This window comes from Paludibaculum fermentans, assembly GCF_015277775.1.
Lineage (GTDB): Bacteria > Acidobacteriota > Terriglobia > Bryobacterales > Bryobacteraceae > Paludibaculum > Paludibaculum fermentans.
Genome location: NZ_CP063849.1, coordinates 4,122,933 through 4,146,119, shown reverse-complemented (window position 1 = coordinate 4,146,119; position 23,187 = coordinate 4,122,933). Strand labels below are relative to the sequence as shown.

General features: G+C 63.8%; 22 protein-coding genes and 1 tRNA gene. 12 read left to right on the top strand and 11 right to left on the bottom strand.

The features are described from left to right. Positions 1–37: 37 nt before the first annotated feature. Positions 38–1,537: an alkaline phosphatase D family protein gene (locus IRI77_RS16195; protein ID WP_194453081.1), complete on the bottom strand. Its 1,500-nt coding sequence runs from the start codon at positions 1,535–1,537 to the stop codon at positions 38–40. A 140-nt stretch (positions 1,538–1,677) separates the two neighbouring features. On the opposite strand from IRI77_RS16195, the gene IRI77_RS38485 reads away from it, so the two are divergent. From IRI77_RS38485 to IRI77_RS16180, 3 genes are all read left to right on the top strand, one after another. Then, on the top strand, positions 1,678–1,881 hold the full coding sequence (locus tag IRI77_RS38485; protein ID WP_323745363.1) for a helix-turn-helix transcriptional regulator: 204 nt from the start codon (positions 1,678–1,680) through the stop codon (positions 1,879–1,881). Between the two features lie 131 nt (positions 1,882–2,012). Further along, positions 2,013–4,682 carry an ABC transporter permease gene (locus IRI77_RS16185; RefSeq protein WP_194453080.1) on the top strand — a complete coding sequence of 890 codons (2,670 nt, stop codon included), beginning with the start codon at positions 2,013–2,015 and terminating at the stop codon, positions 4,680–4,682. Positions 4,683–4,736: 54 nt separating this feature from the next. Next, positions 4,737–5,117, top strand: coding sequence for an RNA-binding S4 domain-containing protein (locus IRI77_RS16180; RefSeq protein ID WP_194453079.1), 381 nt, complete (start codon positions 4,737–4,739; stop codon positions 5,115–5,117). 26 nt (positions 5,118–5,143) lie between these two features. Here IRI77_RS16180 and IRI77_RS16175 read toward each other — a convergent pair whose 3' ends face one another. Beyond that, positions 5,144–5,995 (bottom strand): aldo/keto reductase, encoded by an 852-nt coding sequence (locus IRI77_RS16175; RefSeq protein WP_194453078.1) that lies wholly within the window; start codon positions 5,993–5,995, stop codon positions 5,144–5,146. A 265-nt stretch (positions 5,996–6,260) separates the two neighbouring features. Here IRI77_RS16175 and IRI77_RS16170 point away from each other — a divergent pair, with 265 nt between their 5' ends. Both IRI77_RS16170 and IRI77_RS16165 read left to right on the top strand, forming a co-directional pair. Next, positions 6,261–7,991, top strand: coding sequence for an ankyrin repeat domain-containing protein (locus tag IRI77_RS16170; RefSeq protein WP_194453077.1), 1,731 nt, complete (start codon positions 6,261–6,263; stop codon positions 7,989–7,991). A 68-nt stretch (positions 7,992–8,059) separates the two neighbouring features. Further along, positions 8,060–8,515, top strand: coding sequence for an ester cyclase (locus tag IRI77_RS16165; protein WP_194453076.1), 456 nt, complete (start codon positions 8,060–8,062; stop codon positions 8,513–8,515). A 218-nt stretch (positions 8,516–8,733) separates the two neighbouring features. Here the strand turns inward: IRI77_RS16165 and IRI77_RS16160 are convergent, their stop codons facing one another. Beyond that, a complete protein-coding gene (locus IRI77_RS16160; RefSeq protein WP_194453075.1) occupies positions 8,734–9,654 on the bottom strand; it encodes a helix-turn-helix domain-containing protein in 921 nt (306 codons plus the stop codon). Between the two features lie 122 nt (positions 9,655–9,776). Here IRI77_RS16160 and IRI77_RS16155 point away from each other — a divergent pair, with 122 nt between their 5' ends. Next, positions 9,777–10,751, top strand: a complete 975-nt coding sequence (locus IRI77_RS16155; RefSeq protein ID WP_194453074.1) for an alpha/beta fold hydrolase — start codon at positions 9,777–9,779, stop codon at positions 10,749–10,751. A 93-nt stretch (positions 10,752–10,844) separates the two neighbouring features. Then, entirely contained in the window at positions 10,845–11,828 is a 984-nt protein-coding gene (locus IRI77_RS16150) for a M20/M25/M40 family metallo-hydrolase (RefSeq protein ID WP_194453073.1), read from the top strand. 98 nt (positions 11,829–11,926) lie between these two features. On the opposite strand, the gene IRI77_RS16145 is transcribed toward IRI77_RS16150, so the two are convergent. From IRI77_RS16145 to IRI77_RS16130, 4 genes are all read right to left on the bottom strand, one after another. Further along, the gene (locus IRI77_RS16145) at positions 11,927–12,877 is read right to left on the bottom strand and encodes a DUF6807 domain-containing protein (protein ID WP_194453072.1); all 951 of its coding nucleotides are present in this window, start codon (positions 12,875–12,877) and stop codon (positions 11,927–11,929) included. 65 nt (positions 12,878–12,942) lie between these two features. Next, a complete protein-coding gene (locus IRI77_RS16140) occupies positions 12,943–13,935 on the bottom strand; it encodes a 3-hydroxyacyl-CoA dehydrogenase family protein (protein WP_194453071.1) in 993 nt (330 codons plus the stop codon). Continuing rightward, positions 13,932–14,927, bottom strand: a complete 996-nt coding sequence (locus IRI77_RS16135; protein ID WP_228486760.1) for a ThuA domain-containing protein — start codon at positions 14,925–14,927, stop codon at positions 13,932–13,934. Before IRI77_RS16135 ends, IRI77_RS16140 begins: the two co-directional genes overlap by 4 nt. A 126-nt stretch (positions 14,928–15,053) precedes the next feature. After that, positions 15,054–15,815, bottom strand: coding sequence for an energy transducer TonB (locus tag IRI77_RS16130; protein ID WP_194453069.1), 762 nt, complete (start codon positions 15,813–15,815; stop codon positions 15,054–15,056). A gap of 127 nt (positions 15,816–15,942) precedes the next feature. Here IRI77_RS16130 and IRI77_RS16125 point away from each other — a divergent pair, with 127 nt between their 5' ends. The 3 genes from IRI77_RS16125 (at position 15,943) to IRI77_RS16115 (ending at position 17,878) form a co-directional block, all read left to right on the top strand. Continuing rightward, positions 15,943–16,644 (top strand): CDP-alcohol phosphatidyltransferase family protein, encoded by a 702-nt coding sequence (locus tag IRI77_RS16125; RefSeq protein ID WP_194453068.1) that lies wholly within the window; start codon positions 15,943–15,945, stop codon positions 16,642–16,644. Beyond that, positions 16,641–17,042, top strand: coding sequence for a GtrA family protein (locus IRI77_RS16120; RefSeq protein ID WP_194453067.1), 402 nt, complete (start codon positions 16,641–16,643; stop codon positions 17,040–17,042). The genes IRI77_RS16125 and IRI77_RS16120 overlap by 4 nt, the downstream gene beginning before the upstream one ends. 65 nt (positions 17,043–17,107) lie before the next feature. Beyond that, positions 17,108–17,878 carry an SDR family NAD(P)-dependent oxidoreductase gene (locus IRI77_RS16115; protein WP_194453066.1) on the top strand — a complete coding sequence of 257 codons (771 nt, stop codon included), beginning with the start codon at positions 17,108–17,110 and terminating at the stop codon, positions 17,876–17,878. Between the two features lie 3 nt (positions 17,879–17,881). Here IRI77_RS16115 and IRI77_RS16110 read toward each other — a convergent pair whose 3' ends face one another. From IRI77_RS16110 to IRI77_RS16100, 3 genes are all read right to left on the bottom strand, one after another. Continuing rightward, the gene (locus IRI77_RS16110; protein ID WP_194453065.1) at positions 17,882–20,470 is read right to left on the bottom strand and encodes an ADOP family duplicated permease; all 2,589 of its coding nucleotides are present in this window, start codon (positions 20,468–20,470) and stop codon (positions 17,882–17,884) included. Next, on the bottom strand, positions 20,467–20,808 hold the full coding sequence (locus IRI77_RS16105; RefSeq protein ID WP_194453064.1) for a PadR family transcriptional regulator: 342 nt from the start codon (positions 20,806–20,808) through the stop codon (positions 20,467–20,469). The genes IRI77_RS16110 and IRI77_RS16105 overlap by 4 nt, the downstream gene beginning before the upstream one ends. Positions 20,809–20,882: 74 nt before the next feature. Then, complete coding sequence (locus IRI77_RS16100) at positions 20,883–21,269, bottom strand: hypothetical protein (RefSeq protein ID WP_194453063.1); 387 nt, start codon at positions 21,267–21,269, stop codon at positions 20,883–20,885. 115 nt (positions 21,270–21,384) lie between these two features. Between IRI77_RS16100 and IRI77_RS16095 the strand changes: the two genes are divergently transcribed. Further along, positions 21,385–21,975: a TetR/AcrR family transcriptional regulator gene (locus IRI77_RS16095; protein WP_194453062.1), complete on the top strand. Its 591-nt coding sequence runs from the start codon at positions 21,385–21,387 to the stop codon at positions 21,973–21,975. A 6-nt stretch (positions 21,976–21,981) separates the two neighbouring features. On the opposite strand, the gene IRI77_RS16090 is transcribed toward IRI77_RS16095, so the two are convergent. Then, positions 21,982–22,074 (bottom strand) — tRNA-Cys (locus tag IRI77_RS16090). Between the two features lie 63 nt (positions 22,075–22,137). Here IRI77_RS16090 and IRI77_RS16085 point away from each other — a divergent pair. Next, entirely contained in the window at positions 22,138–23,181 is a 1,044-nt protein-coding gene (locus tag IRI77_RS16085) for an alpha/beta hydrolase family protein (RefSeq protein WP_228486759.1), read from the top strand. Positions 23,182–23,187 lie beyond the last annotated feature (6 nt).

Below are 23,187 nucleotides of genomic sequence, written 5' to 3'. Positions count from 1 at the left end.
CGGTCTCCCCGGGCGAGGCCGCCTCGCTCCCTGTGTTCTAGGCCTGCTGCAGCACTTTCCTGCCATCCTCGACTACAAACTTCGCACGGGTCGAGATGGGCGCTCCCGGTTTGGTGACGAACGGCATGACGCGGTATTCCGTTTGCCATTCCTTCGGCGTCACGGTGCACTTCACATAGCCTCGCTGCGCGTTGAAAAAGCGAAGGTGCGGGTTCTCGGCGAGCTGTTTCGGCGTGTCCGGACGGGCGTCCATGCCGTCGCCGGAGGACGTGATGGAGGTGCCTACAAACTCGACGCCCAGCGCTTCAGACTTGGGATCCTGCCAGTTCCGCTTGAGGTCGAAAGCCCAATTGGAGTGGACATCGCCTGTGATGACGACGGGATTCTGCGGCTTCCTCTTCGACAGGAAATCCATGACGGTGTTGCGGGAGGCTTCGTAGCCGCTCCACTTGTCCATCGAGAAGCCGATCTCCGGGCCGACCTTGAAGTCCGCCGGCGCGAAGATCACCTGGTTGGCCAGGACATTCCAGCGCGCCTTGGATTGATCCAGTCCGTCGAGCAGCCACTTGGTTTGCGCTGCTCCGAGGATTGTGCGCTTCGGGTCCTGCGACTCGGCGCAGACCGGGCGCGTGCCTGAGCCGCCGCAGGGTTGCGGGTCGCGGAACTGGCGAGTGTCGAGGACATGGAACTGCGCCAGGTTGCCGTAGGACAGGCGACGGTAAAGCTGCAATGCGGTGCCGTGGTGCTTCTGGCCGATGCGCAGGGGCATGTGTTCGTAGTAGGCCTGATAGGCGGCGGCGCGCCGCTCCAGGAAGGTCGTGCGGTCCATGCCGTTCTCCTGGTGGTCGTTGGCATAATCGTTGTCTACTTCGTGGTCGTCCCAGGTGACGATCCAGGGCGCGTAGGCGTGCGCGCGCTGCAGTTTCTCGTCTCCGCGATAGAGCGTGTAGCGGTTGCGATAGTCGGACAGGCTCATGATCTCCGGACTGTTGTGGCGGCGCACCTGCCCATCGCGCGGACCGTTTTCGTAGATGTAGTCGCCGAGGAAGACGATGAGGTCGAGGTCTTCCTGGACCATGTGGTCATAGGCGGTGTAGAGACCCGTCTCATAGTGCTGGCAGGAGGCGAAAGCGAAGCGCAGATGGTCGAGGCCCGCAGCCGCGGATGGCGCCGTGCGCGTGCGGCCAATGGGCGACTCCTCCTTGCCGGCGGTGAAGCGATACCAGTAGGGGCGATTCGCAGCAAGGCCGCTCACCTCGACATGCACCGAGTGGGCCAGGTCTGGCGCAGCCGAGGTCACGCCCTGCTTCACGACCTTCGTGCATTTGTCGTCGGAGGCAACCACCCAGCGAACAGGAACCGGCGCCTTGAGGTTCTCGCCCATCAGGCGGGTCCACAGTACAGCGCCGTCAGGAGCGGGATCGCCCGAGGCTACACCCAGTTGAAAAGGGTTCGACGCAAACTTCGGCGTCTCCTGGCCTGGCAGTGCGTCGGCCAGCGCGAAACTCAGTGCGGATAGGAAGGTGCGACGGCGCATGGGCGAAAGAATACCACGCGAGTATTGATTCGGCGTTACAGCCGGGCGAAGCGGCCGTTTGCACTGGGGGCTTGCCAGGAATTCGAATCGGGGATATTCTTCTGTTGACAGACAACACGAACAGGCAACAGGAGCTTGGAATGGATGCACCGCGCACGGAAGTGCCCTACGGCACCTTGGATCTTCTGGTCATGAAGACCCTGCAATCGATGGGTCCGCTGCATGGCTTCGGCCTTGCGCGGCGGATCGAGCAGGCGGCCGAAGGATCGTTGTTTCTGAACCAGGGCACCATCTACCCGGCCCTGCTCCGGTTGGAGCAGAGGGGCTGGATCGACAGCCGTTAGGCCACCAGCGAGAACAATAGGCGCGCGAAATTCTACTCGCTGACAGAGGCAGGCGAGAAACACCTCGAGCACGAGGAGCGCGAGTGGCAGCGGACCGTGGCCATGATGCAGCGCGTGCTGGAGGCGGGTGCATGATTGTCTGGCGCGAGTGGTGGCAGCGCCTGCGCGGTGCGCTTGGCTCGCGTGCGGAACACACCGATCTGGACGAAGAACTCTCTGCCCATCTGGCGATGCTCACCGATGAGCATGCGGCGCAGGGCATGACTCCAGCCGAGGCGGCGCGGGCTGCCCGCCTGGCTTTGGGTGGCCAGCAGCAGATCAAAGAGGCTTATCAGGATCAGCACGGCATCCCGTTTGTCGAATCCCTGTGGCACGACCTCCGCCACGCCGCACGGTCGCTTCGGTCCAATCCCGGCTTCTCCACCGTGGTGCTGCTGACCATGGCCTTGGGGATCGGAGTGAACACCAGCGTCTTCAGCGTGCTCTACTCGGCCTGGCTTGCGCCGATGCGCTATGCGGATCCCTCCTCGCTGGTTGATGCCAGCGTGAAGAACCTGCAGAACGGTTGGCAGACCGGCGGTACGACCTGGGCGAACTTCGCTGACTGGAGTTCAGCCAATCAGGCATTCACCGGCCTGGGCGCCTACCGCATCCAGCACCTGGCCAGCCTGACCGGCGGCGGGGAACCGGAAGAGGTCAGCCTGGCGCGGGTTTCCGCAAATCTATTCCCGTTACTAGGGGTTGCCCCTGCCCTGGGACGCGGCCTCGCTGAAATGGATGATCGCGCGGAAGGGGGCCGCTCCGCAGTGCTCAGCCACGGGTACTGGCGGACGCATTTCGACGGGAACCCTGGCGTGCTCGGCCGCTCCATCTCCGTTGATGGGGAAGCTTTTACGATCGTGGGCGTCATGCCGGAAGGCTTCGCGTTTCCGCCCGGTTGGCCCGTTGCCTATCAGCCGCCCCTCTGGCTTTCATTGAATCTGACGCCGGAACAGCGCACGCAGCGCGGGAGTCATTCACTGGGCGTGGTCGGAAGGAGGCGGCCCGGCGTGTCGCTCGGTCAGGCCCAGGCTGAGATGGAAGCCATCGTGTCCCGGTTGGCGGCCGCCTACCCGCCGGAGAATTCCGGTTACGGCGCCTGGATCACGCCTCTTTCCGAAACCCGCCAGGCTCGCGAAGTCCGGCCTGCCCTCGCGTTGCTGATGGCCGGAGCGTGCCTTGTGCTGCTCATCGCCTGTGCCAATGTGGCAAACCTGCTGCTGGTGCGCGGAGCAGCGCGCCGCCGGGAATTTGCGATCCGGCAGGCGTTGGGCGTTTCCGGCGGCCGCCTGTTGCGTCAGGTCCTGACGGAATCGGCGTTACTCGGGCTGCTCGGCGGCGCGGCCGGCCTGATTGTGGCCGGGGTCTGCCTACCTCTGCTGCAAGCCCTGCTGCCGCGTTCCATGCCGCACATGGCGGAAGTGCGGCTGAATCCAGCGGTCCTGGCCTTCTCCGCCGCCTGCTCCCTGGGTTGCGGCCTGCTCTTCGGACTCGCCCCTGCGTTCCGTGCCAGCCGCGTTTCCATCGAGCAGGCCCTGCGCCAGAGTGCTCGCACAATTGCACCGCGCAGCCGCCTGGCACGTGGGTTGGTTGTGGCCGAGATGGGGCTGGCGCTGGTGCTTCTGACTACCGGCGGTCTGTTGACGGAGAGTTTCCGGCGCGTTTCGAGTGTGAGCTTCGGGTTCGATCGGGAACACGTGCTCACCATGCGCGTTACGCTGCCGAAGCAGAAATACGGCTCGGCCGCAGGGATCCTCGCCTTTCGGCGCGATCTCCTCGCCAAGGCAGCGCAGTTGCCCGGTATTACGGCCGTTGGGACTGTCGATGCGATTCCGCTGGGCACTTTGTCGTCCGGCACCGATTTCGACATCGAAGGACGCGCCGCGCAGCCCCGCCTGCACTGCGGCCTCGGCAAAGTCAGCGGCGACTATCTCCGTGCGATGGGCATCCCACTGCGCGCGGGGCGCTACTTTACGGATGGCGACCGGGCTGGGACGGAGAGAGTGGCGGTTGTCAGTGAATCCGTCTCGCGCCGGTATTGGCCCCAGGGTGGGGCCGTGGGCCGCCGGATCCGCCTGGATGAGACTGGACGCAACGACTGGTTCACGGTGGTTGGCGTGGTGAGCGACGTCCGGCATTTGCGGGCGGACCGGCCCCCGGAGGAGACGATTTACGCCCTCAATGATCAGATGGACGAGGCGACGCAGAAGAATGCGACCTCCCGTCTCAACGTGCTGGTGGTCCGGACAGCCAACGATCCGGCCGGGCTGGCCGCCTCGCTTCGCCTGGCCTTGAGGGAGGTCGATCCCGGCCAGCCCGCGGCCGATCTGATGACCATGGATCAACTCGTCGACCGCAATATCGCGGGCCGTAAACTGAACGCGTTTCTCCTGGGTTCGTTCAGCGTCCTGGCGCTGGTCCTGGCCGCCATCGGCTTGTTTGGCGCGGTGAGCGCGATGGTCGCCGGCCGCTCGGCCGAGATCGGAGTGCGCATGGCGCTGGGCGCCGGGCCGGGCTCAGTGGCGATCTTGGTACTTCGGGAAGCCGGCACCTTGGCCGTGGCCGGCTTGCTCTTAGGCGCGTTGGGTGCCGCTGCGGCCGGCCGGGTGCTTCAGGGCTTTCTGTATGACGTCCACCCCGGGGATCCAACGGTCCTCGCGGGAGTGGCGGGCGTGTTGGGCCTGGCGATGATCGCCGCGACCGTGACTCCCATCCGCCGGGCGCTGGGCGTCGATCCGCTGAGCGTTCTGCGCGAGGATTGAACCCGGTTCTGTTGATAGTCTCCTTCCGCCTGCGCTTCATACGAAAATGGAGGCATGACCGGCGTCAGGATGGACAAATGGCTGTGGGCTGCCCGCTTCTTCAAGACGCGTGCCCTGGCTTCGAAGGCTTGCGAGCTTGGCCGGATTCTCTCCAACGGGCAGACGTCCAAGGCCGCTCGCGACGTGAAGGTGGGCGACATGCTCCAGATCACCAACGACAGCGGCGACTTCCAGGTGGAGGTCCTGCTGCTGAGTGAGATGCGTGGTCCGGCCGCCGTGGCGCAAACTCTATACCGGGAGACGGACGAGAGCCGCGCCCTGCGCCAGAAGGTGGCCGAAGAGCGGAAGTCGATGCCGCACTTTGAAGCGATGCGCGACGGCAAGCCTTCCAAGAGGGACCGCCGCGAGCTCAGCCGCTTTCGCGGCCGGACCTGAGAGCGGATCCTACCGGTTCGGACCTGTCACTTCACCGCGTCCTCAAGCTCTTTCATCTCTTCCGCCGATAGGGCGAGATCCGCTGCCTTGAGGTTCTCCTCCAGGTGCGCGACCGAGGAAGTGCCGGGGATGGGGAGGATCACCGGACTGCGATGGAGCAGCCAGGACACCGAAAGCTGCGCCACCGTTGAGCCGTGCCGCTTGGACATCTCGTCCAGTTTGCCGCCCGGTTGGGCCAGCTTGCCGGCCGCGACAGGGAACCAGGGGATGAAGGCGATCTCATGGGCCTGGCAGTATTGCACGACGTCCTCATGCCGCCGGTCTCCCAGGTTGTAGATGTTCTGGACGCTAACGATCTTCGCTACCTGACGGGCCTGCTCAATCTCAGGCACCTTCACTTCGCTCAGGCCGATATGCCGGATCTTGCCCTGCTTCTGCAGTTTGACGATCACGGCCAGCGACTCTTCCACGGGTACCTTCGGGTCGATGCGGTGCAGTTGCCAGAGATCGATCACGTCGGTGCGCAGGAATCGCAGGCTCATCTCGACCTGCTGCTGCAGGTACTCGGGCCGGGCGACAGGCCGCCACTGATCGGGGCCCTGGCGCGTCAGGCCCGCCTTGGTTGCGATGACGAGACCTTTGGGATAGGGCGCCAAGGCCTCTCCAATCAAGGGTTCGCTCACCGCCGGGCCGTAGCTGTCGGCCGTGTCAATGAAGTTCACACCGAGCTCAACCGCGCGCTTCAGTACGCGCTTCGCTTCGGCTGGATCGGCGGGCGGACCCCAGACTCCGGGGCCGACGATGCGCATCGCGCCAAATCCAAGACGGTTGACCTCCATGTCTCCACCAATACGAAAAGTCTTCGGGAACTGGCTCATTTCGAACTCCAATCGGGTCGGGAAAGGCTTGAGTCGCACCGCATCCAATGTCCAGAGCGCGATCACCTGCTATCAGATTCCTCCGATCGCCGGTGGGTGGCAAATAAGTCTTGCCGGTGACCGGTCCGCCCGGTGAGGCCGGTTCTGCGCCGCTTGTGCCAAAACTGCGAATTCCGGATCCGGTTGGAGAGTCCTTCCCGGATCCCGCCGGCGGTGTTACTCTCGCAGAAGCGCTTTCTGGGAAAACTGCCTGCGATCTGCCACCATGCCTGAATCACCCCGCCATCAACTGGATCGTGCCCTGGCAGCCGACGATTGTCCTGGTTTCGAGGCGCTTGTTCAGGAGCATCCCGAGCTCTTGAATGCCCCGCACTGCCGGCCTGTTCTCATGGCGGCGCGTAGCCTCAACACGGCCCACAGGTTGCTGCGCCTGGGGGCGGAGTTGGATGCGGTTTCCAAGTGGTGGGCAGGCGGAATGGGCACGGTGCAAATCGATCCGGCTGTCGGCCGGTTCCTGGTGGATCAGGGCGCGCAACTGACCGTCCATGTGGCGGCCGGCCTCGGGCTGGTGGATCCGCTGGCTCGGATGTTGGACGCGGATGCGTCCCTGGTCGACGCAAAAGGCATGGACAACTGCACACCGCTCCACTTCGCGCGCGATGTGGAGACAGCCCAACTGCTGTTGACGCACGGAGCGCGCATCGATGCGCGAGACCAGGATCACTCGTCGACTCCGGCCCAGTGGCTGATCGGCGATGCGCCGGAGGTGTCGCGATTCCTGCTGACGCAGGGTGCGACGCCCGATATTTTCCTGGCTGCTGCGTTGGGGGACCGGAACCTGGCCGAGTCGCTGATCCGTTCAGACCCAGACTGTGTGGCGCACCGCATTGGCCGCCTGCCGCACTTCCCTCCGCTGGGCCATGGCCGGGGCGGGACCATCTACCAATGGACGCTTGGCTTCAATTCCTATCCCCACCAGATAGCTTGGAAACAGGGGCACCAGGCCCTCTTTGAATATCTGTACGAGCACAGTGGCACGTCAATTCGCCTGATCGTGTCCTGCCTGCTCGGCCGCCGCGGTGAAGCGGAAGCGCTCGCCGCGGCTCATCCCGGCCTGGTGGCTTCTCTGGCGCCGGAGGAGCACGAGTTGGTGGCCCGCTACTGCTGGGAGACCAACTTGAATATCGAGGCAGTCCGGCTGATGTTGGATGTCGGATTCCCGTTGACACATCCGGAGCGGAGCCACGGCTACACTCCACTACACAATGCGGCCTGGGCGGGCAGTGCGGAGCTGGTCGACCTCCTGCTGGAACGCGGGCATCCTGTTGACATTGAGGATCCCGGCTACCATGCCACACCGCTTGGCTTTGCGCTGCACGATTGCCTGGTGGAAAAGCGTCATCCCGAAGGCGACTTTGTCCACGTGGTTCGGGCTTTGTTGGACGCCGGATCCCCGTGGGAGGCGCTCAACTATCCGACGGGCGATGCCGGCATCGACGAGGTATTTCGCTCGCGCCTGCTCACGCGAATTGACGGAGCGGCCTTGCTGGGCGATGAGGCAGCGGTGATGAGGCTACTGGACGAAAAACCCGGTTCCGATTCACTGGCGAGCGCACTGGCCGGCGCAGCCAAGGGGGGCCACCTGGACTTGTGCCGGCGGTTGCTTGAGTCGGGTGCACCCGTGGATGGCGTGGCTGGTCGGGATAGACTCACGCCCCTGATGTACGCCGCCGCGCCCTCGGGGCTGCCTGTGGTCTCGCTGCTTCTGCAGCACGGAGCGAGCATTACAGCGAAGAACCGCAATGGCTCCACCGTGCTTCATCTCGCCGTCGCGAACAATGCGGATCTGGAAACCATTCGCTTGCTGTTGGACTCCGGTGCCGGCGTGCATGCCGGTACAGCGAATGCCTTTGGACACACGCCCAGGAAACTGGCGGAGAAGGCAGGCCGCGCAGAACTGCTAGAACTGTTGCGGTCGTGCCCAGGCCGCGCCTGATGCGGTTGTCTGGCAAAGTCAATATTTAGGCTCGCGATTGCCGCTGAATTTGGCTATGATTTGACTCCATGGCGTCCAACCCAGAAATCCTCGCCCGATTTATCGATGAGTGCTGGAACGCGCGGAACAAATCGATTGCCAACGAGCTTCTCGCGCCGGACTATGAACATTACATGCCTGGTGTGGAGCAGCCCACCGTAGGGCCTGCCTCCTACCAGCAATTGGTCGACTCCTTCATCGAGGGTTTCCCCGACATCCGTTTCGAGGTCGAGGATGCATTCGGCGAGGGCGAACGCGTGTGCCTGACCTGGACCGCCAGTGGCACGCATAAGGGCGTCTTTAGCGGTCTCCCGCCCACCAATCGCTCCGTCGTGATCCACGGGGTTGCCGTTGCGCGAATCATCGACGGCAGGATTGTGAGAATCGTCTCGATGTTCGATAACGCCAGCTTTACGAATCAACTCAATGCTCCTCCTGAGAAGGCCGCGGAGTCGTGGAAGGCGACGGCGCGATCGGCCGGCTAGGGCCCCGCGAGTAGCCCCGGGCATCCGGCTTGTCGCGGCGGATGCTGCCGCCTGGCATGGTGAATTGGGAGAACACGCGTTCGTCACTAACGCGCAATGCTTCAAAATGCAGAGGATAATATGCGGCACCAAGGTCTGGTGTGGTGGTCCTCGCCGCTCCCCCCGTCGGCGCTCCGTCGGCAGCCCGTATCACTAACCCGCCCGCTCGGTTCCCGCCTCTAGAACTCCAGGCCGACGTTCGCAGTCCGCCTGCCGGCGCGCAGTTCCCGCGGCGTCACTCCGAACTCCTGCCGGAACCGCGCCGCAAAGTGGCTGGGCGTCTTGAAGCCCGCGTCCAACGCGATGTCCAGAGCCGAGCGGCGCGTCCGCTGCAGCATCTCACAGGCATGCGCCAGCCGCCGCGTCATCACGTAGCGGAACGGCGTCATGCCTACCGTGGCCGCGAAGGCCCGTGCGAAGTGCGCCGGACTCAAGCCGGCCACCTGCGCCAGCACCGGCACATCCAGTTCCTCCGCCAGGCTGCTCTCCACGTAATCGCGCAACCGGCGGACCGTGCGATTCGCCAGTTGTTCACGGCCGCGCCGGGCGGGCTCGGGTCTGCTGCCACGTCTTGCAAGGGCCGCAAGGATCTCGCGCAACGCCTGATCAGCGAACAAATGCTGTCCCGGAGCGTCTTCCGACATCTCCTGCCATAGCGTCAGGACCACCTCAGCCAGGCGTGGATCCCGGATCGACTCCTCCTGCCGCACATGCACGCGGTGGCCTGTATCGTCCGAGAACTCTTCCACCACGGCCTTTGGGATCGCAACGGTCAGCACATGCGCCGGCGCCTCCGCCACGAACTCGCAGCAGGTGTCGGCCGGTGCCAGCAGCAGCGCGCCAGGCGACACCGCCACCCACCGCGGCCGTCGATTGAACCCGACGCGCAGCAGCGGCGCGGATCCCAGCAACAAGTGCAACGCATATTCGGGCACAGGCGGCTCCACCACGGCTCCCGCTGGAGGCGAGGCATTGATGAGCTGCACCGTGCCAGCCTGGAAGACCCGGTCCTCCTGCGGCACAAGCGTTCGGTGCAGTTGCGGAGCCGTGGAGAGCGGGCCGTCCCGGTACCAGTCGTGATAGCTGCGGATCTGCGTCATCGTGTGCAGTGCACCGCACGGGACTGACACGGCCGCCTTTGCCCAGAATAGCCCAGCTCGCGCGTTACCTCTGTCGCAGTTTCACGACAGACGGGCCGCCGGTTCCGCCTTACCGTGGGTTCATGACACGCAGAACATATTTACTGAAATCGGCCGGCGTGGCGGGTCTTCTCTCCGCCGCCCGCGCGCTGCCGCTCAACGAGGGGCCAGCCGCCCGCGAAATGACGGCCAGCGAATTCCACTCCTCGCGCAGGTTCGTCGAGACACGTTTCGGCCGCATCGCTTATGTGGAGCGCGGCCACGGCTCGGCCGCTGTCTTCCTGCACGGCCTCCCCTTGAACGGCTTCCAGTGGCGCGGAGCCCTCGCCCGTCTCTCGCCGCATCGCCGCTGCATCGCGCCCGACTTCCTGGGGCTCGGGTACACCGAAACCCGGCCCGGTCAGGACCTGGCCCCGGCCACGCAGGCCGCGATGATCGACGCATTCCTGGAAGCGCTCTCGATCCCGGCCGCCGACGTGGTGGCGAACGACAGCGGCGGAGCAGTGGCCCAGTTGCTCACCGCAAAGTACCCGAAGCGCGTCCGTACGCTGCTCTTGACCAACTGCGACGTGGACACGAACAGCCCGCCCAAGGCCATGGCTCCACACCTCGAAGCCGCCCGCAAGGGAGAACTGGCGCCGGCGCTCGCGCGGCAGATTGCGGACAAGGCGTTCGCGCGATCCAGCGACGGACTGGGCGGGGTCTGCTACACGAATCCGGCTAATCTGACGGACGAAGCTATCGATACCTACCTGACGCCCTTGGTAAGCTCCGACGCGCGCCGTGCGCAATTGCACGGCTACATGCTGGCGTTCGAACCCAATCCACTGCCGGCGATCGGGCCGGTATTGAGGAAGCGCGGCCTGCCGGTACGCATGGTCTGGGGCACGGCCGATCAGTTCTTTGACGCGACATGGGCCGACTGGCTGGATCGGACCTTCCCGCATTCGAGAGGAGTCAGGCGTGTGGAAGGCGCGAAGCTCTTCTTCCCCGAGGAGCGGCCGGACCTGATCGCGGAAGAGGCGCTGCGGCTGTGGACGGGAGAGCGATCGGTCTGACGAGGCGGATCTCCACAGTGGGGCGGCGCGGAGCGTCAACCTGATGTGCAGCTCCCAGGGGCCGGGCGGTCCAGAATTCTCAGAGCCATTCTGATGCGCGTGGTTTTCTACGGGTTCATTCTCGCGGTGGCCGCGTGGTGGATGTTCTGGACTCCCGGTTGCGGCGTCGCGGACGTTCGGACGACCAGCGATGCAAACCTGGCGCCACTCGCCCTTCAGTTGCGCCGCGATGTGAATGTACTTGCCGGCGAGATCGGGGAGCGGAACCTGTCCTTCAAGCCCCGGCAACTGGAGCAGGCTGCGGCCTTTATCGAGACCGCGCTAAAGAACGCGGGGTACTCTTCCGAATCCCAGCGTTACAAGGTCGGCGCCGCTTCTGCACGAAACGTGGAAGCGGTGGTGACGGGCTCCTTCATCCCGCGAGAGATTGTAGTCGTGGGCGCGCATTACGACAGCGTCGCCGATAGTCCTGGAGCGGACGATAACGCCAGCGGTGTGGCCGTCGTGCTCGCGCTGGCTCGCGAGTTCGCGTCCACGAAGCCCCGGCGCACCGTCCGGTTCGTGGGCTTCACCAATGAGGAGTCACCCTACTTTTGGACCGATGACATGGGCAGCCTGGTCTATGCAAAGAGATGCCGGCAGCAGGGCGACAACGTCGTGGCCATGCTGAGCGTTGAGTCGGTCGGTTTCTTTTCGGAATCCGCCGCAAGCCAGCGTTACCCAGTGGGCCTGGGGCTGATCTACCCGTCGAAGGGCGATTTTCTCGCCTTTGTTGGCGACCTGAAATCCCGCCCGTTGCTCCACGCCGTGATGCGCGAGTTCCGGGGGCCGGCTGCCTTGCCGTCCGTAGGTGCGTCCCTGCCGAATGCCGTACCCGGAGCAGGCTGGTCCGATCACTGGTCGTTCTGGCAGCAAGGCTTTCCCGCCATTGAAGTGACAGACACGGCTCCGTACCGCAATCCTAACTACCACACTCCGATGGACACACCGGACCGTCTCGACTATGTCCGCCTCGCACGCGTGACTCGCGGCCTGCAAGTAGTTCTGCAAGCACTCGCGAATCCTCCAGATTATTGAGGGGAGAAGGAGAGGGATTTGGGGAGGGGAAGCCGCCGGGACCCAATCCGTCGCCCCCGCGCCCGAATCCACATCCAGGCGCGGAGGCATTCCGGCGCTTACTTCGTTGCTTCGTACTTCGTATACAGCTCGGGCAGATGCGCGGCCGCCGCATCGCCCGGGTGGATCACCACACGGTAGCGAAACCGCAGTGAATCCTTCGGCATCAGCGTCATGCTGCCGCTCTTCGTCTTGTCGCCCGTGAACACAGCCAGCCCGAACGGATTGGCCGCGAACAGCCCGTACCCGCGCACGTGCCAGCGCACCGGATGCCGCGGATTGCCCGGATGATCGAAGATCGCGATGCCGAGCTTTTCGCCGCTCACGTCACCCGAGTAGTCCACCCAGTTCGAGGGCTTGCCCCACACAGCCTTCTCCGTCTCCAACCCTTCGGCGTTCACGATCTTGCCGCTGTGCTTCTGCTCCTGCAGATCAGGCCGGATGCGCAGGCCGAAGACACCGTCTTTTTCGTCGTGGAACGTGCTGGGCACCACCGCCGTCAGCGTGATGTCGAAGTCCACCATCCGCAGGTCGCCTTCCTTGCGGAACGTCATCAGCCGCGATTCAGTGAGTACGATCGCTCCGGCCATATCCATCCATTCAAACGTCGCCTGGATGGAGCCCTGGTCCTTGCCGCTCTTCACCGCGCCCAGTTTCTTCAGCGCGATGCGGCCGCGATTCTTCGTGGTGTACGACGCCTCGTTGTTCCAGAAGTCCAGCTCGTTGACCTTCGCATGCGCGAACCAAAGGCCGCGCTGGTGCTTGTGGTCTGTGGGTTCACCCGCCACCTCGGCCATCGGCCACATGCGCGTCACATACGTGCCGGAGGCGGCGCGCAACGGATGCAGATAGGGCTTGGTCACCTCGGCGCCGGCGACGAAGAAATCAGTGAACGGCTTGCCGTCAATTTCGACGCTGACCTTCTCCGGGCCGGAGGTGATCTTCACCTGGGCGGTCACTACGGGCAGAAGGGCGAGTATCGGGAGCAGGAATCGAAGTACTGGCTTCATAAGCCCTTCGATTCTATCGCGACTCACCGCCACTGGCATTTCAGAGCGGGACTACAGGGACGGCGCTACCAGAGCGGCACCGCTTCCTTGTGCTCTTCCTTGGCCCGCGCCGGGCTGGCGCTGGCCACGACGCCGCGCCGCAGGCAATCGATGAGGAACCGGTCCCGCCGGGCTTTGACCTCGGTTGCCGTGCCCGCCGGCCATTCGTGAAAGCCGCGTCCCGCCGTTGCGCCCGTCTCGCCCGCCGCGATCTTCCTGTCGAACAGCGCCGGAGCCTTGGGGTCGTTATTCAAATCGGCCGCCACATAGCCGCAGATCTGCCGGCCCAGTTCCAGGCCCACCAGATCCTGATGCTCCAGCACTCCATACACCGGCAGCCGCAGCCCGAAGCCCAGCTTCGCCGCCACATCCACGTCGCGCGCGTCCGCGATGCCTTCCTGGACGATGTTCACCGCTTCCCGCACCAGCGCCATCTGCATGCGGTTCCCGAGCTGGCCCGGCCGGTCCTTCTTCACAACCACCGGCACCTTGCCGCAATGCGCCAGCAGCGCGCGGACGGTTTCCACCACCTCGTCCGAGCTCTTCTCTCCGCGCACTACTTCCACCAGCGGCATCAAATGCGGCGGATTCCAGAAGTGTGTCGTCACCACCCGCTCCGGATGCTGGCAGCGTGATGCGATGGCTGTAATGCTCAGCCCTGACGTGTTCGACGCCAGAATCGCATCCGGCCTCGTCAGCTTGTCCAGCTTCGCGAACAGCTCCTGCTTGAACTCCATGTTCTCCGGAGCCGACTCGATCACCAGATCGGCCTCCGCCACAGCCGTTTCCAGGCTGCTGGTCGCCTGCAGCAGCAGGCGGGCGCGTGTTACATCCGTGGCATGAATCAGTTGATGTTCCGCGAGCAGAGACAATTGTCTCCAGGCTTGCTCGAGCCCCTTCTGGGCCCCAGCCTCGGTCCGGCTCGCGATGGTCGACGAGACGCCCCCCAGCGCCAGCGTCGCCGCAATCCCCGGCCCCATCATTCCGGTCCCGATAACGACCGCTTTCTCAATCTTCATTTCGACTCCAGGTCCGACGGCTTTATGCCCTTCACGAAACCACCGAACTTGAACGGGGAAGGCCGGTAGTCTCCAATCAGATCAACGTTGCTCTTAGCGGGGAGCTTCTTTTCCAGGCCCATGGCCCAGTAACAACCATTCACTACAAGGCGCCGTAGCGCTTCGTTCTGCAAATCGTTGGCAGCGCCCATTGTAGTCGTAAAAACCCGGCCGCGCTTGCCACTCTCCGAGACGTAGGTTTTGGTCCACGCCACCGGCATCATGGGATCGTTCTTCGGTCCGGGCAGCGCCGGATCGTCCGGCTTCATGCCGGCCAATACCTGGCCGAAAACCAACGGCAAGCTGTCGCCAAACAGGGGCTGCTTTGTCGTGTACACGTCGCTGGGCGCCCAGATCTCTCCGCTGCGAATGCCGCGGAGAATGGGATGCCGCTCTTGACCTGGAGCGAAAATCCCGCGCGTACTCTCGATCGCATGCCTGCCGTGGTGGTTGATCCACGTCTCTCCCAGAATCTGCCGGCCGAAGCCGCCATCCCACTCCTTGCTGTTATAACTGTAACGCTTGTACGTTGCACTCGTCTTGAGCAGGAACGCATGGGTGGCCGTCCGCAGTCCGACAATCGGCCGGCCCGAGTTCACATAATCCACCACGTGCTTCATCTGATCGTCGGGCAGATCGCGGAAGCGTGTGAACAGAATCATGAGGTCGGCCTTGTCCAGGGCCTCCAGCCCGGGGATGTTGTCGTTCTGATCCGGGTTGATCGTGCCGTCCTTGCGGTCGATGGCGAACAGCACGGTGCAATGGAAGCCGTGCCGCGTCGAGAGGATCTTCGCCAGTTGCGGCAGCGCCTCCTCCGACCGGTACTCTTCGTCCCCGCCGACCAGCACAATGTGCTTGCCCTTGCCGGGGCCCTTACCTCCCGTGTAGTCCAGCCATTGGCCGCCAAGCACGGAGGCGGCGAGTAGAGAAGTGAGCAGGATGAGGCGATTCATGCCGGTAACCTGCATAACACAAATGGCAGGCCTCCGGGGGTACGGAGGCCTGCCGTAACGAGCGGAGCCGCAGGGGGAGGCTCGCCCTCGATGGAGAATCGGGCAAAGACCCGGCAAGGAGACTCGTCAATTGTTCAGGATGAACTTCACTTCGATGGGCGCCACCACTTCCACCGGTTCGCCGTTCAACAGGGTCGGCCGGTAGCGCCACTGCCTGACGGCTTCGGTCGCGGCCTCAATGAACAATGGATGGCCCGAGACCAGTTGCAACTGCTGGATGGTGCCATCTCTGGCGATGATGGCGGTGAAGGTGACCACGCCCTGCAGCCTCGCTTGGAGTGCGATCTTCGGGTAAACAGGCATCTTGCGGGAGATGATCTTTGCCTCCAGCACATTGCCGCCGAGCCTCGTGCGCTCAATCGGTTTCTGCTGCTGCACGACCGGCTTAGCCGCCGGAGGAGGATCCGCCGGTTTGGGCGGAGTATTTGCGAGTTGGTTGATGAGCGAGTTGCTCAGCCCGTTCGGAACCCCGTTTTCGATTCCACCAACAACGCCCACCCGGTCGCTCACCTCCGGGGGGTCCTCGATCATGGCCGGCTTCGCGGGTATCCGGTTGTATGCGAATACCCGCCCGTCTCGGTACTGCGGCGGCGCGGCTTTACGAGTCGCCATCTGCTCTCTTGGCTGAGCCGGCGGAGGCGGCGCCGGCGGCAGCGGCGGAGTGGCCAGGTACGTGCTCAGTATTCCATTGCGTGGCAGCATTTCCGGATTCATCAGCGGGACAAGCACACCCACGCTGATCAGGGTGACTTGCAGGCATGAGGAGACGACAACAGGCCATCCCCGATTCGTTTTGACGGTTCCCTCGACGAAGCTTTGCTCGAACATATACGTGCCTTTCTTTTTCTCGTTCGTCGCCGGCGCCTGCGATTCCAATCTTCTGCACCATTGGACAACAGACCCAGTGCTTTGTTCCCGAAATCTTTCCGCATAAATGCAAAGGAGCGCTTACAATATGACAATTTCCAGCGTGACACCAGATACCCAAAAAGAGTTCCAGCCCGCTGCACGGCAACAGACCAGCCTCCTGTCGTCTCTCGAAAAGCGCGCGCTCATCCACTTCGCTCAACATCTGCCACGATCCGTCAATTCCGATCACCTCACCGCCCTCGGCTTCCTGGCCATGGTGGCCGCCGGAGCCTGCTATTACTGGGCCGCCAGCAATCCGGCGGCTGGCTTGGCCGCGGTCACGCTATGCCTTGCCCTGAACTGGTTTGGCGACAGCCTCGACGGCACCCTCGCCCGGGTCCGCAACCAGCAGCGGCCTCGCTACGGCTTCTACCTCGACCACATCCTCGATTCCGCCGGGTCCATCTTCTTATTTGGCGGACTCGCTATTTCCGGATATATGAGTCCTGGAATTGCCGCTGCATTATTGGTGGCCTATCTGTTGCTCAGCATCGAAGTTTTCCTGGCCACTTATACCGTCGGCAAGTTTCAGATCAGCTTTGGCGCCTTCAGTCCCACGGAACTGCGCCTGCTGCTGGTCATCGGCAATGCGGCGCTATTGTGGAAGCCGGTTGTGACCCTCTTTGGACATCAGTTTCTGCTCTTCGATGTCGGTGGCGCCTGCGGAATCGGGGGTATGCTGGTGATCGTGGTTCACTCCATTGCGAAGCACACGGCCCAACTCTACCGGGAAGAGACAACCTGGTGAGCGTCGGCGCGCGCTGGCTCAAGTTCAACGCCGTGGGGTTGCTGGGCATCGCGGTCCAACTGGCCGCCCTTCAGTTGTTTGCCGGACTGCTGCACTGGAATTACCTCCTCGCCACGGCCGCTGCGGTGGAAATCGCCGTGCTCCATAACTTCGTCTGGCACGTCGTTTGGACCTGGCGGGGCGAGCCGCAGCCCATCGCGGGGCGGTTGCTCCGTTTTCACCTCGGCAACGGCCTCGTCTCGCTGGTCGCCAACGTCGGCCTCATGCGGCTGTTCGCCGGCGCGCTGCGGATTCCTCTGATGCCCGCCAACCTGCTCTGCATCGGCCTGGCCGCCCTGGCCAACTTCGCTGTCAGTGAATGGTGGGTCTTCGCTCCGCGCCGCCGCGGCGAAGTCTGACAGTACTGTCAGCCAGGCCTGACAATCGCCGCGCGCTCCGGTTCGGTTACCCTGGATCTGATCCCATGAGCCTGCGAGACAAAGTCATTCTCATCACCGGCGCGGGCCGCGGTATTGGCGAAGGATTGGCCCGCGACCTCGGCGCCCAGGCCGCCCGCATTGGCGTCCACTATCTGAACGAGGACGCCGCCGCCCAGGCTACCTGTGAGGCCATCCGCGCCGCCGGCGGTCAGGCGGAAGCCTTCCAAGCCGACCTCGCCCGCGTCCCCGAGTGCCTCGGCCTCGTCCAGCGCACCGCCGCCCACTTTGGCCGGCTCGACGTCCTCATCAACAACGCCGGACTCGACCCTGGGCTGATGGGCCTGTTCGACATCACGGAAGAGCGCTTCGACCAGGTCATGAACGTGAACCTGAAGGGCGCGTTCTTCTGCGCCCAGGCCGCGGCCCGCCAGATGGTGGAGCAGGGCGGAGCAGGCCGCATCATCAGCATCAGTTCCATCCATGCCCGCGTCACGCTTGCCGGGCGCAGCGCCTACGTCTCCTCCAAAGGCGGATTGGAGGCAATGACCCGTGCTCTGGCGATGGACCTCGCGCCGCACGGCATCACCGTCAACGCCATCGCTCCGGGCTTCATCGAAGTCGAGCGCAGCATCCACGTCATCCCCGGCTACGATCGCCAGGTGGTCGGCCAGTCACTGCCCATCGGCCGCGTCGGCTTCCCCTCGGACATCAGCGCCCTGGCCGCCTTTCTCGCCTCCGATGAGTCGAGCTTCGTCACCGGACAGGTGATCGTCTCCGATGGCGGCACCACCACCCGCATGAACTTCCGGATCTGAGTTCTAGTCCTCGCGCAGCGAACGCATCGGATCCAGGCGCGCAGCGCGCCGGGCCGGTCCCAGGCAGGCCAGCAGCGAGATCAGCATCAGTAGCACGGGCACGGACGTATACGCCCACGGATCGAAAGTCTTGACCGCGAACACCGACGAGGCAGCCAGCTTCGAGAGGACGAGACAGATGGGCAGCCCTGCCAGCAGTCCGCCGCTGACATAGCGGCCCGCCTCGGCGACGGTGCGGGTCATCACCTGCCGCGGCGAGGCGCCCAGCGCTACATGGATGCCGAACTCCTTGCGGCGCTGCATCACCGCATAATTCACCACTCCGTATAACCCGACGCCCGTCAGCAGCAGGGCCAGCAGCCCCAGCACGCCGGCCACGGCGGCCGCCGCTTGGAACGGAAACCGCTGCAGCGACGCCACCTGGCGCAGGCTGGCCGGCTCACAGCCCACGGGCGTCTGCGTACTCTCGGCGCAGGCCGTACGCAAAGCCGCCGCGGCGGCCACCGGGTTGCCGTTCACGCGGACCATGATCGAGGAGACACCGCGCGCTCCGGCGCTCGCCGGCAGGTAGACCGCCGTGGGATCGGCCCCTTCGAACAGCCAGCCGCTGACCAGATTGGGCACGACGCCGATCACCTCGTAGCGTCCGGCCGTCCCCCCCTCGTCGCCCGGGTCTGCCGTCAGTTCCACGCTCTTGCCGACGGCGGACGTCACGCCGGGCCACAGCTTCCGGGCCGTGGCAGAACTGATGACCGTCACCCTGGCGCGGGTTTCGGCTTCGTTCCGCGTGAACCCGCGCCCCTCCATCACCGGCACCGCCAGCGTTTCGAAGTAGCGTTGGTCCACCTGGTTGAAGGCGACAGATGTCGATTTGCCGTCGACCATGGCTCCATGCAGGTCCAGGCGGCCATACAGCGGAACCCGGCTGACGGCCGAGAGGCTGGCGATGGAATCGAGACGGCTGAGCCGGTCGATCAGCCCAGGCGACAGTTGGTCGACCTTGAGGTCGAGAACGTTGTCGAGGTTGTAACCAGTAGCGACGGAGTCCAATTGACGGATGTTTCTGACCAGCACCCCTGCCAGGATCAGCAGTACCAGCGAGGCCGCGATCTGCCCGCCGATCAGAAGTCCGCGCAGACGCCGGGGGCGCATCCGGCCTTCGCGCTTCGTTGAGGCCGTCAGGCTGGGCGCCGTGGCTTCGATCGCAGGCAGCAGTCCAAAAGCGATACCCGCGATGAGCCCCAGGGCGGCTGTGTACGAAAACACACGCCAATCCAGCGTCACTGGCAGCAGGGCGATCCCAATGCCCATCATGCTGGAGAAGAGATAGTCCTGAACTTGTCGTATTCCAAAGGCGGCCAGGGCGATGGCGGCCAGCGCCCCCAGAATGCCGATGCAGGCGCTCTCGGTGAGCAACTGCCGGATGATGCGCCAGCGGGAGGCGCCCAGCGATAGGCGCATGGCGATCTCGTGGGTCCGTGAAGCGGCTCGGGCCAGATGCAGGTTGGCGAGGTTCGCGCAGGCGATGAGCAGCACGATCAGAAACGCCGCGAAAACGAGCCCGGATGCGGTGGAAACGTCCTCATTTCGCGGGAAAAGCGACGGGCGCGGCTGGAGCTCGAGCGCGGTGACGCGCTCCTCTTCCGGGCGGTCCAGATGAGAAGCAACACTCAAAAGTGCGGATTGGGCCTGCGACAGGGAGACACCCGGCCGCAGGAAGCCGGAGACATCGAAGCGCGACACGGGGGAGCCGGGTTCGCGGAGACGTAGCAGCGGGAAACTTCCAGTGGGCGTCCAGAATTCCGGCACGGCCGGTTCGGTGCCGGTGAACTCCGGCGCCATCACACCCGCAATCGTAAATGCCGTGGAGAGGACGCGCACGGACTGACCAATGACGTTGGGATCGCCGCCGAAGAGCTTGCGCCAGCCCGAGTCGCTGAGCACCACCAGCGGCAGCCGATCTTCCTTGATTCCAAAGGTCCGGCCCAGCCGGGCGTTGGCGCCCAGGACTTGAAAGTAGTCCGCTGAAACCGTGGAAACCAGCACCTGGCGCTGGACCGGCTTCACCATCAGGACCTGAAAGGTACTGTATGAGTACAGCGATTCGACCTGGGCGGAGGCGCCGCTGGCGAGCAGGCGCATCTCCGGCACGGTCCAACTTGAGATCCGGCGTGCTTCCGAGTTGCGGCCGTTCAGGTCGAAATGACGCTCCGCGCCGGGCACTGCGAGCGGTTTCACGACAAAACTATTGAACAGGGTGAACAGGACGCTGTTCGCGCCGATGGCGAGCGCCAGGATGGTGATGGACGCGGCAAAGAAGCCGGGACTTTTGCGCAAGCCGCGGACGGTATACCGCACATCCGACCGCAATTCGTCCAGCAGCCGGTAGCCGAGGGCGGCCCGGCATTCTTCCTGGTAGTGACCGGCGGCCCCGAACTCGAGGCGGGCGCGGCGTTCGGCTTCCGCCCGGGTTGCGCCCTGGGCGACGAGGTGGGCAATGCGGGCATCGCGGTGAAACTCGAGCTCCTCGTGCATTTCCGCCTCGATGGATCGACGGCGGAAGAGCCGCATGAGCCAGTTGGTGGGGATCACTGGCCGCTCACTTTGGCGGCTAGGGCCAGGCTCATGCCTTCCACCAGCCGGTCCCAGGCCGTAAGTTCTTCACTCAATTGCTTTTCCCCTTCAGGAGTCAGCGTGTAGAACTTGGCGCGCCGGTTGTTTTCAGACTGGCCCCACTCGGAGTGGATCAGCCCCTTGGTTTCCAGGCGATAGAGGGCAGGGTAGAGAGCGCCCTGCTCGATCAGGAGGTTTCCTCCGGAGGTCTGCTCGATTCTCAGCAGGATCCCGTAGCCATGCTGCGGGCCCAGCGAGATCGCTTTGAGAACGAGTAAGTCCAGTGTTCCTGGCAGGATGGAGGCGGGCGATGGCATGGCTTCTCTCCTAAGCTACTTAATGGTAGCCGGACTCTCCTAAGCTGTCAAGGAGAAGCCATGCCCGCAGGCGGTCAGGCGTGGACGCTGGTGTGGAACAGGGCCTGGAAGGCGGGCCGGACGCTATAGGCGGTCAGCATCCAGAGGATCGTCACCACGATGGCGACCGGCAGGCCAGCCGGGGCCATAAGTAGATGAAACAAAACGATATTGACGATCACTGGAGCCAGCAGCGTGAGGGCCAGGGGCACGAACCGGTTCGCCAGCAGCAGGACACCAGTGCCCAACTCGAGGGCAAAGACCACCACCATGTAATGCGACGCGGCAAGCGCTGTAACGAACTGCAGCGCCAACGCCTCGGGCGGGGCCTGCAGGGGCAGGAACTGTAAGAATCCATTGAGCCCGAAGACGGTGAAGATGAGCCCCAGAAGGGTGCGAGCGGCAACGAAGGTGATTTTCATGGTAACCCTTTCACGACATGTGATGGTTAAACAACATTTGTCGATTCAGGAAAAACCAACATGTGTTGTTTAAACAACAAGTGTTCAAGCGTCTGTTATCCTGGGGACAACTGCCATGACGCACGAAACCGAATCGAGCCTGGACCGCCGGAGCCGCCGCAGCCGCAAGATGCTGCAGACGGCGCTGGACAAGTTGCTGCAAAAGAAGGAGTTTGAGCAGATCACGGTACAGGACATCGCGGAAGAGGCGGAACTGAACCGGGCCACTTTCTACGACCACTATGGCGACAAGTACTGCCTGCTGGAGAGCCTGGTGGGTGACCGGTTCCAGGAGCTCCTGGCCGAGCGCCATGTGCGGTTTGACAACACCTGTGCCTCGGCGCTGCAGGCCATGGTTTTGGCGGTGAATGATTACCTGACAAAGCTGCAAGGCCCGGACGGCAAGCGGCCATTGGAGCCGCATACGGAGCGGGCAATCATCGCGGTGGTCCGACGTATCTTATTGGATGGATTGAAGAAACATCTGCCGTCGACGGAAGCGCCAACGGAGATGATCGCGGCCGCGGCCAGTTGGTCGCTGTACGGCATGGTGAAGGAATGGCGGCGCATGGCCGACCGCGGCAAGCCCGAGGAGATGGCCGACACGGTGGCGATCCTGCTGACGCCGATGCTGCGGCTGGTTTACGACCCGGAGTCACTCGATTGAGTGGGTTGGAGACCGGTCTCGGAATCGAACCGAGCGGCGCGCCTGAGGTGCGCCCAACGGGTTTGCAGTCCGCGAGGAGCCCAGCCCCTTCTACCGGCCAATCCCTGGAATCGAGGTACTCCCATTGGATGGGATGGTACCCTAGAAGTTTCTACACCTGACATGCCGCTGATGGGATCTTTGTACGGCCGCTGGATGAGCCAGTGGGAAGAACGCCTCTGTTTTGCCGCGACGAACCGCGTCGTCCGGCCGTTTGAATGGGGGCTCGACTGGTCCCAACGCTGGCCCATTGCGGACCGGGTGCATCAAAACGGCGACTCGCCGGTCGAGTACCTGAAGAAGATCAACCGGGCGGTGATCGAGCATAGCGACGACTTCTTCCGGCACCGCACGCCCAACGACTACCACCTGAGCGGCAACCTGCTGCGCTTCAGTTCGTGCGTGCAGACTCGCTATCCGGAAAACAATGTCGTGCACGGCCAGTGGTTTCCGGGCAAGAATCCGAAGAAGGCGGTGCTGGTGCTGCCGCACTGGAACGCTCCGCACGATGCGCATAACGCGCTGGCACGCGGCTTCCAGAAGTTCGGGGCGAGCGCGCTGCGGCTGAGCCTGCCGTATCACGATTACCGGATGCCGGCGGAACTGCAACGGGCGGATTACGCCGTGAGTTCGAATGTGGGGCGGACGATCGATGCGACGCGGCAGGCGGTGCTGGATATCCGCTGCGCGGCGGACTGGCTGGAGTCCCAGGGGGCCGAGAAGATTGCCATCGTCGGGACGAGCCTGGGGTCGTGCTATGCGTTCCTGGCCAGCGCGCACGACTCGCGGTTCCGGGTCAATGCCTTTAACCACTGCTCGACGTACTTCGCCGACGTGGTTTGGACGGGCCTTTCCACGATCCATGTGAAGCAGGGGCTGGAAGGCCAGGTGGATCGCGAGACGCTGCGGGCCCTGTGGCTGGCGATCAGCCCGACCGTGTACTTCGATAAGTTTAAGGCGCAGAAGAACAAGTCACTGTTCCTCTACGCCAAGTACGATACGACGTTCCTGCCGGAGCTGTCGAAGGAAACGATCAAGATGTGCGACGAGTACGGGCTGGACTTCAAGAAAGTCGTGCTGCCGTGCGGGCACTACACGTTGGGCGAATCGCCGTTCAAGTTCATTGACGGCTACCAGTTGATCAGTTTTGTCCTGAAGAATCTATAAGAGCAG

Excerpts from the sequence above, each read along its gene's own strand:
- IRI77_RS16130 (WP_194453069.1), bottom strand. The coding sequence starts at position 15,815 with ATGTTCGAGCAAAGCTTCGTCGAGGGAACCGTCAAAACGAATCGGGGA.
- IRI77_RS16105 (WP_194453064.1), bottom strand. The coding sequence starts at position 20,808 with ATGCCATCGCCCGCCTCCATCCTGCCAGGAACACTGGACTTACTCGTT.
- IRI77_RS16150 (WP_194453073.1), top strand. The coding sequence starts at position 10,845 with ATGCGCGTGGTTTTCTACGGGTTCATTCTCGCGGTGGCCGCGTGGTGG.
- IRI77_RS16145 (WP_194453072.1), bottom strand. The coding sequence starts at position 12,877 with ATGAAGCCAGTACTTCGATTCCTGCTCCCGATACTCGCCCTTCTGCCC.
- IRI77_RS16180 (WP_194453079.1), top strand. The coding sequence starts at position 4,737 with ATGACCGGCGTCAGGATGGACAAATGGCTGTGGGCTGCCCGCTTCTTC.
- IRI77_RS16195 (WP_194453081.1), bottom strand. The coding sequence starts at position 1,537 with ATGCGCCGTCGCACCTTCCTATCCGCACTGAGTTTCGCGCTGGCCGAC.
- IRI77_RS16100 (WP_194453063.1), bottom strand. The coding sequence starts at position 21,269 with ATGAAAATCACCTTCGTTGCCGCTCGCACCCTTCTGGGGCTCATCTTC.
- IRI77_RS16155 (WP_194453074.1), top strand. The coding sequence starts at position 9,777 with ATGACACGCAGAACATATTTACTGAAATCGGCCGGCGTGGCGGGTCTT.
- IRI77_RS16175 (WP_194453078.1), bottom strand. The coding sequence starts at position 5,995 with ATGAGCCAGTTCCCGAAGACTTTTCGTATTGGTGGAGACATGGAGGTC.
- IRI77_RS16185 (WP_194453080.1), top strand. The coding sequence starts at position 2,013 with ATGATTGTCTGGCGCGAGTGGTGGCAGCGCCTGCGCGGTGCGCTTGGC.
- IRI77_RS16135 (WP_228486760.1), bottom strand. The coding sequence starts at position 14,927 with ATGAATCGCCTCATCCTGCTCACTTCTCTACTCGCCGCCTCCGTGCTT.
- IRI77_RS16095 (WP_194453062.1), top strand. The coding sequence starts at position 21,385 with ATGACGCACGAAACCGAATCGAGCCTGGACCGCCGGAGCCGCCGCAGC.
- IRI77_RS16125 (WP_194453068.1), top strand. The coding sequence starts at position 15,943 with ATGACAATTTCCAGCGTGACACCAGATACCCAAAAAGAGTTCCAGCCC.
- IRI77_RS16170 (WP_194453077.1), top strand. The coding sequence starts at position 6,261 with ATGCCTGAATCACCCCGCCATCAACTGGATCGTGCCCTGGCAGCCGAC.
- IRI77_RS16140 (WP_194453071.1), bottom strand. The coding sequence starts at position 13,935 with ATGAAGATTGAGAAAGCGGTCGTTATCGGGACCGGAATGATGGGGCCG.
- IRI77_RS16085 (WP_228486759.1), top strand. The coding sequence starts at position 22,138 with ATGCCGCTGATGGGATCTTTGTACGGCCGCTGGATGAGCCAGTGGGAA.
- IRI77_RS16160 (WP_194453075.1), bottom strand. The coding sequence starts at position 9,654 with ATGACGCAGATCCGCAGCTATCACGACTGGTACCGGGACGGCCCGCTC.
- IRI77_RS38485 (WP_323745363.1), top strand. The coding sequence starts at position 1,678 with ATGGATGCACCGCGCACGGAAGTGCCCTACGGCACCTTGGATCTTCTG.
- IRI77_RS16165 (WP_194453076.1), top strand. The coding sequence starts at position 8,060 with ATGGCGTCCAACCCAGAAATCCTCGCCCGATTTATCGATGAGTGCTGG.
- IRI77_RS16115 (WP_194453066.1), top strand. The coding sequence starts at position 17,108 with ATGAGCCTGCGAGACAAAGTCATTCTCATCACCGGCGCGGGCCGCGGT.